At 64.0% G+C, this 13,583-nt stretch carries 11 protein-coding genes; 2 read left to right on the top strand and 9 right to left on the bottom strand.

The annotated features are described in order from the left end of the window. Positions 1–10: 10 nt before the first annotated feature. Complete coding sequence (locus tag AC4FS1_RS08885; RefSeq protein WP_491154284.1) at positions 11–1,129, bottom strand: polysaccharide pyruvyl transferase family protein; 1,119 nt, start codon at positions 1,127–1,129, stop codon at positions 11–13. Positions 1,130–1,301: 172 nt separating this feature from the next. On the opposite strand from AC4FS1_RS08885, the gene AC4FS1_RS08880 reads away from it, so the two are divergent. Further along, positions 1,302–2,117, top strand: a complete 816-nt coding sequence (locus tag AC4FS1_RS08880; protein ID WP_491154282.1) for a WecB/TagA/CpsF family glycosyltransferase — start codon at positions 1,302–1,304, stop codon at positions 2,115–2,117. Positions 2,118–2,312: 195 nt separating this feature from the next. Continuing rightward, positions 2,313–3,458: an O-antigen ligase family protein gene (locus AC4FS1_RS08875; protein WP_491154280.1), complete on the top strand. Its 1,146-nt coding sequence runs from the start codon at positions 2,313–2,315 to the stop codon at positions 3,456–3,458. A 359-nt stretch (positions 3,459–3,817) separates the two neighbouring features. Here AC4FS1_RS08875 and AC4FS1_RS08870 read toward each other — a convergent pair whose 3' ends face one another. The 8 genes from AC4FS1_RS08870 to AC4FS1_RS08835 all read right to left on the bottom strand — a co-directional run bounded on the left by AC4FS1_RS08870 (position 3,818) and on the right by AC4FS1_RS08835 (position 13,495). Beyond that, positions 3,818–4,792 carry a glycosyltransferase family 2 protein gene (locus AC4FS1_RS08870; protein WP_491154278.1) on the bottom strand — a complete coding sequence of 325 codons (975 nt, stop codon included), beginning with the start codon at positions 4,790–4,792 and terminating at the stop codon, positions 3,818–3,820. Positions 4,793–4,834: 42 nt separating this feature from the next. Next, the gene (locus AC4FS1_RS08865) at positions 4,835–6,145 is read right to left on the bottom strand and encodes an oligosaccharide flippase family protein (protein ID WP_491154276.1); all 1,311 of its coding nucleotides are present in this window, start codon (positions 6,143–6,145) and stop codon (positions 4,835–4,837) included. Continuing rightward, the gene (gene murB, locus AC4FS1_RS08860; protein ID WP_491154275.1) at positions 6,142–7,119 is read right to left on the bottom strand and encodes a UDP-N-acetylmuramate dehydrogenase; all 978 of its coding nucleotides are present in this window, start codon (positions 7,117–7,119) and stop codon (positions 6,142–6,144) included. Before murB ends, AC4FS1_RS08865 begins: the two co-directional genes overlap by 4 nt. Then, on the bottom strand, positions 7,109–8,458 hold the full coding sequence (locus tag AC4FS1_RS08855; protein WP_491154273.1) for a UDP-N-acetylglucosamine 1-carboxyvinyltransferase: 1,350 nt from the start codon (positions 8,456–8,458) through the stop codon (positions 7,109–7,111). The genes murB and AC4FS1_RS08855 overlap by 11 nt, the downstream gene beginning before the upstream one ends. Before the next feature lie 47 nt (positions 8,459–8,505). Next, complete coding sequence (locus AC4FS1_RS08850; RefSeq protein WP_491154271.1) at positions 8,506–9,909, bottom strand: sugar transferase; 1,404 nt, start codon at positions 9,907–9,909, stop codon at positions 8,506–8,508. 440 nt (positions 9,910–10,349) lie between these two features. Next, positions 10,350–11,267 (bottom strand): hypothetical protein, encoded by a 918-nt coding sequence (locus AC4FS1_RS08845; protein WP_491154269.1) that lies wholly within the window; start codon positions 11,265–11,267, stop codon positions 10,350–10,352. A gap of 12 nt (positions 11,268–11,279) precedes the next feature. Beyond that, complete coding sequence (locus AC4FS1_RS08840) at positions 11,280–12,755, bottom strand: tyrosine-protein kinase domain-containing protein (protein ID WP_491154267.1); 1,476 nt, start codon at positions 12,753–12,755, stop codon at positions 11,280–11,282. An 86-nt stretch (positions 12,756–12,841) separates the two neighbouring features. Continuing rightward, the gene (locus AC4FS1_RS08835; protein ID WP_491154265.1) at positions 12,842–13,495 is read right to left on the bottom strand and encodes an arsenate reductase/protein-tyrosine-phosphatase family protein; all 654 of its coding nucleotides are present in this window, start codon (positions 13,493–13,495) and stop codon (positions 12,842–12,844) included. Positions 13,496–13,583 lie beyond the last annotated feature (88 nt).

Here is a 13,583-nt window from a genome sequence, read left to right as displayed (position 1 = left end):
CTCACGCTCTCTATACCGTGCTGAGGACGCTGGACAGATACGTGGTGGTCCGCTCTCTCTCCCGGTCGCGGATAGCGCGAACCCCGGAAAAATCGATTGGCCTGGTTAGCAGTGCGGCAAGGTCGTCGCGAGGGCGGATTGCTCGGTCACTCAACCCAAGCACCTCGAGCAGGTAGCCCAGCTTTTCCTCGTTCCCGTATCCGTGCCCCGAACTTGTGCGAATGATGGTCGCGAAAGGGACCTCGTTGATGATCGAGAAGATGGTCCCATGGAACGTGTCTGTGACCACTGCCGCTGCGTCCCGGAAGTATGACAAGAGCGTGAACGGATCACAGTCGACGAACTCATCGGCCGACGATTGAAGCCCCCCGAGGGCGAGGACGCGTGCGCCGATACTGTCGGCAAAGCGGCGCACGTCCGCGTTTTCGTCAGGAGCGAGACGGCCGGAATACCCGTACACGATTACATACTTGCCGCGCCGGGCGGATTCGCCGGCGGCGGGGGGCAACGTGGAAAAGTCGTGGACCAGGGTTGGATCCAGATGGATCTCTGGGGTCTGGCCCGTGAGGGCTTCGACCACTCGCTGCGAGTTACGATCACGGACGGAAATCGCGTGGAAGCGCGAAAGATCTTCCGCGAGCTCCCCTCGGATACCTGCAGCCTCGATCTTGGCAAGGGTCGTGTTGCCGAAAGAGGCGGCGTAGGACACGACACGCCGTGCGCGGGACGCGTGCCCGAAAAGGTCCCGAGCGTACCCCACATTGACGTTGCTCTGGACGCAGTTGAACACTTCATCGCTACCGATGACCTGCAGATCGAGATCCAGGTCGCGGCTTCGGTTAGTGGGCACTCCAATCAGCGGGAAGTACTTGGAAGCGTATGTGCGCTTGTGGTTGAAGAACCGAAGTTTGTCTCGCAACGTTGCGTCGACATCGCTGTAATCGCGAAGCTTCGCCAGCGCCCGGCCGACGCGCCCGCGTGGCTCACGCGGTTGATTTTCCGCCGCAACGAGCGTCGGCCCGGGTTCGTAATCGACGAATGACACACGCGACTCCGGCTGCGTCTCTTCGATAAGCCTTCGCAGCGCGTACGCCTGCAGCGACGATCCGTAGTTGAAGATCCGCTGCATCGACATAATGCCCACTGACGCCACGCCCGTCACCTGTCCTTGACTTGTTTCGCGGCATCGACGGGCGCGTTGTTCGTGCCGTCGAGGCTGCCGGCGGCTCGCACGGCATCAGCCTACTGCGACTTCTTGCGCCCGACGCATCGCGTTAACACATCGCTCCTACACTGGACGGGTGAGTGAAAGCAGGGCGAAGTCAATACCCCCCGCTCGGTCGCGCGTTCCTCTTCTTGGTGTCGATGTCACCCCGCTGTCGGTCGGCGAGACGGTGGAGCTTGTACTGGACCGTGCCCGATCGCGGAATGGCGTAGTGATCGGAAACCTCAACTTGCACGGCGCGTACGTCTTCCACACGGATCCTAAGTTCCACGCATATTGTGAATCGTGTGACGTGATCCTCGTCGATGGTGCTCCCATCGCGTGGTTTGGACGGATCCCGACCCGGTTGCGAGTCGGAAGCACCGACTGGCTCGACGCTTTCATGCCCGTTGCGGACGGGCTGTCTGTCCTTGCTGTCGGCGGAACGAAGCACGCTGCCCGCGCTACGGAGCATCACATGAACGAACATTTCCCAGGCGTGCGCTGGAGCGGGATTGATGGCTACAGCAGCTGGGTAGTGGAGGCTGAGCTTCGCAGGCAGATCGACGATGCGGATGTTGTCTTGGTCGGGATGGGAATGCCGCTCCAAGAACACTGGATCCTGCGGAATAAGAATCTGCTTGAAGGAAAGGTTGTTGCCAACGTCGGCGGCTGCTTTGACTACTACGCCGGAGTTCAGCACCTTGCTCCACGTTGGATGGGCCGCATGGGACTTGAATGGCTGTATCGCCTCGCGCGCGACCCCCGTCGGCTGGCGTACCGCTACTTGGTCGAGCCGTTCAAGTTGACCGGGCTCTTGATCGCTCAGCGATTCCGCTTACGCAAGCAAGTGCAAGGACGCGACCACGATGCCACGTCCGGAGAGATCCGGCCGTCACAGGTTCGACTCTGATGAGTGCCCCATAGACGACATGGAACGTAACCTTTGATCGACACTCTGGGGTCAACACCCCCAACAAAAGCACCGCGAATCGGCGCAGATGGCGCGGCGCGAGACGTCGAGCACGCGATGCGCTTTGGCCGTGTGGTAGTCCTGGCGATGGGGCTATACCCCCTGGTCTGGGCTACTGGGTTCGCGGGCGCCCTGATGGCAGCACTCGCTGTGGCTTCGGGGTTCTACATCATCCGGACAAGGATCGTCGGGCTCGCGTTCCTACCACTGTGTATAGCTGTACTCAACGTGATGTCGATTCCAATCGGTCTGCTCGCCTTCAATGTCGATGCCAGCCGAGCAATCTCCGCTCTGTATAACGCGGGTGTCTGGATAGTCATTGCGGCCATCTTGGATGCTGCTGCGAAGCACGACTTTCGCCGGGATCTGAGCCTGCGCCTTCTCCTTGTCCTTGTGGTTCAGGTGCTGCTGGTGATCCTCGCCCTTCAGGTCTTTCCTCAGCGCCTGCCAGTCCCTATCTTTAGCGAGATCGCTAGTCGGCTGCCCGGAAACTTCGGCGACCTAGGGCGGCCAGACATGGTCACAGCGTCCTGGATAGGCCGGGTCGAAATGCGGACATCCGGGATGATGAGCCAAGCGGTTTCGGCGGGGGGCTTCGCCGCCGCGGCGGGGCTAATCGTGGCGTCCATTAAGACCATTCCGTGGTGGGCGCGTGCGCTGGGCTTGGCCGCCGCTCTCCCTGTTGCTTACTACTCGCTCAGCCGAACGACATACGCTCTGATCCCACTCGTGATATTGGCGGCGGCGTGCGTCGCGGTGGCCAAGCGGAATCAGCTTGTGGCGGCTGGAATAGTGGCGGTTTCTCTCATCCTGGGCCTAGCCGCCGCGATAAATTGGCGAACCGCAATACTCGCAACCCTTGATGAAGTCGATGATCTCCGGGGGGGTTCTTCGGCGTCGCGGGGCGAGGTGTACGGTGCAACGCTGTCCTACATTGGGGCTCATCCTTTCCCGGTGCTCGGTTATGGCGTCAAGCCTCGCGAGGAGGGCCTCGTTGCGTCGGTGGGAACGCATTCAACCGTGCTCGGGTTGGCGTTTCGCGCTGGCCTCCTCGCTGCCGTTCTCTTCGTCGTGCTTATCGTCGCGCTTGTTGCGCGGGCGGTTCGCGAGGGAGATGTCACAGCCGCGATTGCGGGCCTGTTCGTAGGGATCTGGGCCGTTCAAGCTGATCTAGACGCTGGGCACATCATTCCCCTGCTGCTCGCGTTTGCTATTGCGCCGTCCTCGGGGATGGGTGAGACGACGCTGCGAGCAGGGGAGAGAGCCCGCCTCCGCAGATGAGAGGACGGCCCCTCGCGCTTGAGCGGCGGGTGACTGCTGCGTGACAGGATCGCGGCCGCATTCCGGGAGAGCCCTCGGCGGTCCGATGACCTGCGAAGTAACCACAGGCGTGTGAGCCGAACCTACTCCGAGGTCCCCTCGGCAGACTGCTTGTCGACTGTGCTGGGAGGCCACCGAAGCGTTTAGGCGTCTGCTCCTCAGTTGGGTTCACAGTCAGAACGATGAAAGTACATAGGCCATAACGAGGCCCTGGCGGTGGTGCACTTCCTAGGTGGGTGACTTCTAACGTCGCCGACAATCATGTCGCTCGAGCACGGTGCGCTGAGCAGCATCTGGGGGCGTATGCGTGACCTGCAGGGTCACGATGACACTCCGAGAGCTTTGCGTGCAAACGTGAGCAGTGGCTTTGCTACCGGCGTTGCGGCGGCGCGTAAGGCGGCGACCACGAGCCGTCGCTTGGCAGCAGGGTGGAGATGGGACGCGATCTCAACCGCATCATCCGTCGCGCCCCAGATGGCGGAACGAATCGCTGAGTGCATGTAGCGCCGCTGAAGGATGGGGTGGTCATCTGGCACCAACGCGCCCGGCCCCTCCGCCTCAATTCGCTGTAGCCAGTAGTCGGCCTCCGCCGCCGGCATGTCGACAAGTTGGCGGGCGGCGATGGAGTAGCGCGCCTGTTTGGCGAGCTTGCGGGGGTGGTAGGAGACGCCGTCAAATTGGACATAACGCTCGTACAGCGGCTCCTTTACGGTCGCCAGCCGCGCCACTTGGACAAGTCGTAGCCACAGGTCGACGTCCTGCGAATTGCTGAATGCCACGCGATACCCGCCCACCGCGTCATAGGCAGATCGGCGGATCATGACCTCCCCATGGGAAAAAACATTGCGCTCCATCAACGAACTTAAGTCTGCCGCGTCAGCATCCGGCTTGCGTAGCCGGCGTATCCCTTCATGCTCAACGATGTTGTAATACCAACAACCCACAGCGCCCACTTCGCGGCGGGCATCGAAAAGCTCTACTTGGCGTTCCAGGCGTGAAGCGTGGGACACGTCTCCCGATCCCTGGATGGCGATGAACTCGCTATCTGTGTCCGCGATCGCCTCAGCGAGGCCTCTCACGAACCCCAGGTTGGACTTATGCGCTCGCACCCTCAGGCGGGAGTCCTCTGCCGTGTCAGCGAATCGCTCTATTGCAGCCGCGGTGCCGTCGCTCGAAGCATCATCAAACACCACTAACTCCAAGTCGGCGTACGTCTGAGAGAGGATGGAGGATAGCGTCCGATCGACGACGTCGCTCCGGTTGTAATATCCCGTGATCACCGATACTCGAGGCATTTGGTCCGTCCTTCGCTCTTGTCGCCGAGGGGCGCGTGGTGGCTATCTCTTGAACCAGTGGAAGACACGTCTAATCCTTTGCGCAGACGCGTCCTTGATCGCCCGGACATCGGCGCCACGGGGGAGCAGAAGGTCGCGGATCGGCACTTGATACCGCCGATTACAAGCGAGAACGTAAACGGCCCACAAGGTGAACTGTCCGGACACCAGGGCGGCTGCTCCCCCAATCAGCCCCCACGCAGGAACAGCCAATAGCGCCACAACAAGGTTGACAGCAAGGCTGGCAACGATCGCTGGTGTTCCGAAATAGGGCCGGCCACTCCCAGCGAGGGTGGGGTAAATGATCTTGCATGCCGCTGCAGGCGCAAGACCGAGCGCCATCACTTGCAGCGCTCCTCCAGCGCTCGCGTACGCGGAGCCAGCAAGCGTGTGCAATAGCAACGGTGCGAGCGGTGCGACGGCTATCGCGAGCAGCCCGAACGACCAGAACATCCAGGAACTCATGCGGGCGCTGCGCGCCACGCTCGACGTTGGCTTATCGGTGCGTGCTGCGCTCGAAAATAGCACCATGCCCAGGGCCGCTGCCACCTCAAGGAGGATCTCGTTGACTCGCACAGCTGCGAAGAACCGCCCTGCTTCGGCAGCACCATGCGTTGCCTCCAAGATGAACATTGAGAGGCGTGCGCCCAGCATGAGGAGGAAGAGATTGATGGCGAATATGCCACCATATCCGACCATCGCGGGGATCGGACGGAACTGTACTCCGAGGCGGCCCGCGCCGCGTAACGCAAACCAGAGCACAACTGGCACGGTGATTGCGAACCCAGCGGCCTGCGCCCAGAGCGCCGACTCGATCGTTACGTGGCCAGCAACGAGCAGTGCTATCACGACGACCATGAGCGCCGTTCGGGGGAGGTTCTCCCCCACGGTAAACGCTCCGATCTGACCCCTCCCGAGGCTAGTACCTTGCAGGAGGCTGATCAGCAGCGCGCTCGCGACCGTGATTGCGATCGTCCACGAGAGCACGTCGTTGGCGATCGGGGCGCTCGCCCCGTACAGGGTCAAGATGGTGGCAGTCGAGGCTGCCGCAAGGACTGGCCATACAACGAGCGCCGTGCCGATGGCGGAGCCTGCTGACAGGCGCTTCTGGCCGATCCAATACGCGAAGGACTGGCGTAGGCCCAGGGTGCCGATAGAGGCGGCGAGCGCTACCGCCGTCGTGACGAGCCCGTACCACCCGAACTCGGATGGGGCCAGGAACCTCGCAAGGATAACGAAGGTGGCGAACTGAGCGATCCTTGTTACCCCGCGACCAAAGACCACGGTTGCCGCTTGCCCAGCGATTCCGCTCACGATCGCCGAAACGACGGAACGGCTTTGTGCGCGGGCATCACGTCGCCCGTCGGCGACACATAGCGCACTTCACAGTCCATCATGAATCCGGTGTCCTCAAAGACCCTCTGTCGAGCATGTTGGATGACGTTGAGCACGTCATCCGACGTCGCGCCGCCCGTGTTGACCACAAAGTTTGCGTGCTGCGTTGAGATTTGTGCCCCGCCGTAGCTGTACCCCTTGAGCCCGGCGGACTCGATAGCTCTGCCAGGCGGGCCCACAGTGTCGTACATCCCGGGGTCCGACAGAAATGTCGAGCCGCAGCTTGGTAGCTCCTCCGGAAACCGCGATCGCCGTGTCTCCATGACTGCATCCATCGAAGCATGTACCTGGCTTGCGGACGCTTTCTCCAGACGTAGATCGACCTCAACGATGACCGCGTCCATGCGTTGGATGGCCGAGCTGCGGTAACCGAACGCGCACTCCTCCTGAGAGAGCGTGATGCGGCCCCCTGATCGGTCAAGACAAACCACACGGTCGACGTTGAGGCCGATCCCCTTGCGCTGGCTACCACCGTTCATCGCCACAAGGCCGCCCAGCGTCCCGGGGATGCCCACGGTATGTTCGAGGCCCGACAACCCTGCATCGGCCGTGGCCCGGGCGAGGGCAGGGACCGACACCCCCGCTAGCGATCTCACGCGCGCGCCACGGATTTCTACCCCTGCCATTGCGCTGGAGATTCGTAGGATCACGCCGTCGAAGCCTGCGCTGTCGAAAAGCAGATTGGACATGTCCCCAACCGCCAGAAACGGTATGTCCGTGGAGGCAAGGTGTTGCAGGAATTGAGCGGTTTCTTCTGCCGACTCCGGCTCCACTACCGCTGCCGCGCGCCCTCCGATCCTCCAGCGTGAAAGCTCGCTGAGAGGCACCTCCAACCGACTCCTCGACGGGAGCGTAGCGTTTATAAATCCGCGGAGCTCCGACCTAACGTGCATCCGCGCCCAACAGTTCCTTAACGTTGGCGGGCGCGTGAGCGTCCTCGAAGACCGAGATCTGAGATCCAAGTCGCCGTAGCTTTGTCTCCAGGTCGTTGTATCCACGAAGCGCCATCTGGACGTTCTGTATAACCGACCGCCCAGGCGAGCACAGCGCGGCAATCACAACTGCCATCGATCCGCGGAGGTCGGTCGAGTTCGCTACCCCTGGGACGAAGCGCGCGGGACCGTGCGTCGTGATCTTCCCGCGCTCCGCCTGGAGGTGCTCGCCTTGCACCAGTTTCGCGAGTTCGCCCACGAATGCGATCCGTTCGGGGTACCTGTAGTCGTAGATGCGCGATGTGCCGGGCGCCGCCAACCCAAGGAGAACGTAGAACGCCTGCATGTCGGAGATCACGCCTGGATGTGCGCCGCAGGCCAACTCGAAGGGCTGCACGCTTCCCGACGTCAGGCAATCAGGCGTTACGTGGACGGAGGAGGAGTTCCTGAAGAGGTCCACTCCTGCTTGCTCGATGTGAATCAGTGGTACCTCCATCGACGAGAACGGCACGCGGTCGATGGTGAGGTGGCCGCCGGAAAGGATCGCGAACACAATCCAGGTGAGCGCTTCAATCCGGTCCGGCATTACCTCCATGCGGGCACCGCTGAGTGCCGCGTTGCGACCTTCGACGACGATGTGACTCGTTCCGAACACGGCGATGTCTGCGCCCATGCGGCGCAAGAGGGAGATTAGGTCGTTGACTTCCGGCGTAATATACGCGTTGAAAATCTGAGTCTGGCCCGAAGCGACGCTCGCACACAGCAGCGCATTTTCGGTCCCACCAACCGTGGTGATGGGGAAGTTGATCGTCCCCCCAATGAGGCCGCGCTTGGTCGAGACCTCGATGTGGTCCTCCAGCTCTCTCACCGTGGCGCCGAGCTGTTCCCACACCATGATGTGGAGATCATAGCCACGCGACCCGGCGGTGCCTCCGCCAATCGGGCAGCCGCCAGGGTACGGAATGCGGGCGATCCCCGTTCTCAGCAACTGCGAAGCTGCAAGCAGGTAGGTCGTGCGGATCGGGATGTCGTATTGATCGCGGGTAAGTAGATTCGAATTCAGTTCGCGGGCCGTGACAGCGACCGTTTCCGACTCGTCGTCCACCGAGATAGTGGCGCCGGTGTTACGGCCGAAGGCGATTTTATGCCCCACGTCGACCAGCTTCGTGGGGAAGTTGGTCAGTTCGACGCGGTCATCGCTAAGAAGAGCGGCGGATAGGAGCCTAGTAGCCGAGTTCTTGGCCCCGCTCACACGAACGTGTCCTACGGGAGGGACGGAGCCATCAATCACGGCATACATGTGGTCTTCTTTCAGTTCAAAGGCGAAAGGGCGAAAAGGCGGAGGGTCTAGTGGGCGGAATCGCCTGGAGCCATGGCGGCGCGCGCGGTCTTCGACATGATCACGATGTCGCCAAGGAGCGTCCAATTCTCGACGTACGAGAGGTCCAAACGCACCGTTTCCTCCCATGTGAGAGTGGAACGACCGCTCACCTGCCAGAGACCGGTGATGCCGGGTTTCGCCAGGAATCGACGGTGGACGTGGTCTGCGTACATAGCAACTTCGTTGGGCAACGGAGGGCGAGGCCCAACGAGCGACATCGAGCCGCCGAGCACGTTGAAGAGCTGCGGGAGTTCGTCGAGACTGAACTTGCGCATCAGACGGCCCACACGGGTCACCCTCGGATCGTTCTTCATCTTGAACATCACTTCGTTACCGGAGTCGCGCTCCTGTTTGGCAAGTTCTCCCAGTCGCTCCTCCGCGTCGACGACCATCGAGCGGAACTTGAGCATCGTGAACTCTGCCCCGCGAAGCCCGATGCGCGTCTGGCGGAAGAGCACCGGACCGTGGCTGGTGAGGCGGACGGTGATGGCAAGGAGCAGGAACAGCGGGCTGAGAACGATCAGCCCGAGCACACTTGCTACGAGATCGACGCCACGTTTGAGGAGCGCCTGGCCCTTGCTGAAGCGAGGGGTCTCGACGTGGATCAACGGGAGGCCGGCGACGGGACGGGTGTGGAGCCGAGGGCCAGCAATATCGACGATGCTTGGCGCGAGCACAAGGTGCTGCTTGCCCGCCTCCAGACTCCAGGAAATCTCCTTGACCTTATCCGGCGGTAGCTCGTCAGTGCTGGTCACGGCGACGGTGTCCGCCCCCGTGGCTGCGATTGCGCGGCTCACGGCGTCAACGTTCCCCATGACAGGGATCGTCGTTCCGGGGATTCGATCGGCGATCTTGCCTGAGGGTACACATGCGCCGACTACCCGGTAGCCGACGCTGCTCGAACGCTGAAGCTCCCGCGCAATCTGGGTGACGGAATTGAGGGAACCGACCAGGAGCACCTTCGCGGAGAACTCGCCTCGCTGGCGCTTCATGATCAGCCACTGGCGCCAGACCCAGCGGCCCAACACGAGCGTCACGATGCCCAGCGGCAGGCTGATCAGGAGGTAGCCGCGCGCAAGGTCGATCTGCGCCAGGAAGGCGATGATCGCGATGAGGCCGAAGAGCCGAAAGCTCGTATCCGCAACGCGGACATACTCCTGGGAGCCGGTGCCGATGACCCGCTCACTGCGGGAATCGATCAGCGAGAGAGCCCACATCCACGCCAGGATGAGCAACGCCGAGAAGGCCCAGTACGACAGATCTGTTATGCGCGCGTCGTGAGCCATCGCGACAGTGGCGTTGCCTGTCCCGAACCAGGCGATCTGTGCTCCATACACGACCCACACCAGCACGAGAAAATCCGTGATCATGAGACGACGCGCATAGGTGCGGCGCCATCGGGAGGCAGGGCCAGCGGTCTTCCCGGGGCGATCCGACGGCGCGGGGGCGCTGCGGTCGGGTGCGGCAGCCTGCTCCCGGTTGCTTTCGGTGCTCTGCGACGCCGATGTCGCGTCGACCCTTAGGTCTGACGTCACAGTTCTGTTCCCTTCCGTCGTATGGCACCCCAACGGACATGTTCTCAGGTGGGGTAACGCTAACACCGCCGTGTAACGCGCGCGTGACTTAATGGGGGACACATGGGGGACAAGGACGCTGAGCGGAAGGGCCGTTGGTCCCGCTTTGCTCGCTCGGCGACTGGGCGCGTCCGGGGTGGCGCTTCGTCTCGCTTCGCTCGCTCAGCGGCCGGCGTGCGCGCTCGCTCAGCGGCCGGTGCGTGCCCTCGCTGGGCGGCGGGCGAGGGACAGGGTGCTCACGGGAGGCGGAGGAGCGCGTCGCCGGACCAGATGAGAGCGCCACGGTCGGTCGTGGCCACGGCCAAAGGGGCATCGGGGTCGACGGCGGCGCACCCGAGAGGGGCTGACTGCGTGAAACCAGCGCCGGTCAGGGACGTCAGCTCGAGGCCTTCACAAGCAGCCGACCGCGCGGCCACCACGATGCGGTTGCCAGCAACACCGAGGGCAACAGTATCCGTCGTCGGCAGCGGGAACCATTGGCCGTTGCCGCCGAGGGTGTGGGGGGTGCCCTCGCAGACGAGGGCTACCGTCGACCCGGCGCTTCGGAAGCTCCGCGGATCGGCGCATGGCGCGGCAACCGGGCCTTGACGAGTGATCAGAGTCGCGGGGGCGGCGGGGTCGAGGTATCGCGACGAAGCGAGCAGCTCAGGGTACGGCTCCCAGAACTCGCCCTGCGTGAAGGTGCGGAGCACTTGCGTCTCACAACCGTCGCCCATCCGCGCGAGCGCTTCCGCCTCCGTGCCCGCGAAGGCATCGAGGGAGAGAAGCTGCCCGATGCCGCGGTACAGCGGCGTGACGTCCTCCCACGTCTCTCCGCCGTCGGCGGAGCGCTCGAGTAGTGGCGCCGTCTCCCCGCATTCACCGGCGACGCCGCGCCACATCCCGCCGGAACCCACAGAGAGGAAGCGCTCTTCGACACGGGGGTACGAGGAACCGGGTGCGGGCGTCGGCGACGGCGTGCTCTCCGCAGTCGGAGTGGCCGATGCCTCGAAAGAGAAGGAGGGCGCCGGCGCGCTTCCGCTCGGCGCCCGCTCGGGCCGAACGCGATCCACGGCGAGGACCGCCAAGACGACCGTGCCGACCGCGAGCGCGGCGATGAGCACCCCGGCGAGCCATCGCGCGGAGGTGCTGACGCCGGGCGGCCGTCGGGCCATCACGCTCCTGGGTCAGGGCAGAAGATTGGGTTCGGTGGTTGGTCTCGTTGTCGTGGGGTCCGCGGAGCGGCGGTTGCGGCGGGCTTTGTCGGCCTTGGCGTTCGGCTTCTCGGCAGGCTGCGCGGCGTAAGTGCCGTATCCGCCGTACCCGTACCCGTACCCATATCCGTAGGCGTCGGGGCCGCGGGTCGGCACCATTGAGAGCACGACGCCGGCGACCTTCGCGCCGACGGTCTCGAGCGCGTCGAACGCTCCACCGAGCTGGCTCGTCGTCGTGCGGCCGGCCGCCACGATAACGATGGCACCCGCTGTCGCTCGCGAGAGGATAGCCGCATCCGTCACCGGCAGCAGCGGCGGAGCGTCGCACAGGACGACGTCGAACTCCTTCGACAGCGCCTCGAGAAGCTGGCCCATCTGCTTCGACCCGAGCAACTCGCTCGGGTTCGGCGGAATCTTGCCGGCCGGCAGCACGTACAGCGGGCGCTTGCCCCAGGGGAACATGACATCGGCGACCCGAGCGCGGCCGATGAGCACGTCGGTGAGACCGGCGCCGCCTTCGATACCCAGATAGTCGGCAATCTTGGGCTTCCGCAGGTCGCAGTCCAGGAGCGCGACACGCTTGCCCGCGTCCGCGAGAGCGAGCGCGAGATTGAGCGTGGTGGTCGACTTTCCCTCGCTCGGCAGGCTCGAGGTGATGACGAAGCTGTGTCCGCCGTCCATCTCGAGGAACTGCAGGTTCGTGCGCAATGCGCGGAAAGCCTCGGAGCGGGTGTTGTGCGGATCGGCGTCGAGGATGAGAGGCCGCTCCCGCGCCTTCGGGTCGAAGGGGATGGCACCGATGAGCGGCCGGGCGGTGAGGGCCTCGATGTCGCGGGCGTTGCGCACGCGGTTGTCGAGCACCCCCCGGAGGACGGCGATGCCGAGCCCTGCGGCAAGTCCGACGAGCCCGCCCAGTACGAGGTTCAACGGCACGTTCGGGCTGACGGGCCTGAGCGGAGGCAGGGCGTCCTTCACCCGGCTGAGCTGGACCGGGCTCGTGGACTGGCCTTCGCGCGTCTCGATCGTCTCAACCGCGGCGGTAAGGCTGGCGGCGATCGCGTTGGCGAGATCGGCGGCCATCACCGGGTCGGCGTCTTCGACCGAGATGTCGATGAGGAAGGAGTTCAGGGGCGTCGACGAGGTCACCTGAGCGGCGAGGGCGTCGGCGGTGCCTTCCAGGCCCAGCTCCGCGATCACCGGGTTCAGGACGAGCGGGCTCTCCACCAGTTGCACGTAGGTGCCGACGCGCTGGAGGGCGAAGCTGCCGCCCTGCTGCAGCTCCGCAACGCTGCCGCCCGCCTCGGCCGACACGAAGACCCGGCTGGACGCCTCATACATAGGAGTACGAGTGAGGGAGTACCCGGCGGCGACCGCAATACCGAGGAGTGTCGTGGCGACGATCACAAGCCAGTTCTTGCGGAGGATGCGGATGTAGTCGCTGAGCTCCATGAGGCCTCTCGGGGGGTGGGGCTGTACGCGATCATCCTGCCATACAACATGTTTCCGACCTGTGTCGGATGGGTCGCGTGCTTGACTCACGAAAGGGCGGCGCGCACGACGCGAACCACCTCGAGAACTCCCGGAAGGAGCTGCGCGGTTGAGCGCTGGTACGTCTCCCACGAACGCCGGTACGGGTCGATGACGTCGTCATCCGCCGGGTCGGCGAGCGGCTCGAGATCGCCGCGGCGCGCGTTCAGCATTTCGACTGCGGCACGGACACGAGCGTGGGGGTCGGTGCCCGCCGCATCCGCTGCCTCGCGGATGTCGGCGTCGGGTATTCCGTGTGCGAGGCGTTCGAACTCGCGCACAGTGAACGTGGAGCGCACGCGAGCGGGCGAGAGCTCGGCGATGTCGCGGCGGTGCTCGCGCGACATCGCGAGCACCAGGTCGGGCGTCTTCAGCTCCCGCTCGCTGAGCCAGCGGGCGCGGTGCGCTGCGCTGTCATCGTCGGCGACCCCGAGGGATGCGGCCATCTGCGCCGCCTCGGGCGTCATGGGATGGTCGACGAGACCCTTCGTCCCGGCGCTGGAGACGCCGACGTCGAGGGGGGACAGCCGCGAGCGGAGGAGCTGCTCGGCGAGCGGCGAGCGGCAGATGTTGCCGGTGCAGACGGTGAGGATCTCGATCGTCGGTGACGCGGACTCGTCTTCCCGGGGAGCGAACATACCGCTCAGGTCGAGGTCGAGCATCGTGCCCTTCGGATCGGTTGGTGTCGGATCGGGTGGTGTCGGTGGGGCGGGGGGCGCTTCGTCTCGCTTCGCTCACTCAGCGGCCGGG

The organism is Microbacterium sp. Z12_35 (assembly GCF_058310475.1).
This window is presented reverse-complemented; position numbering and strand designations above follow the sequence as displayed.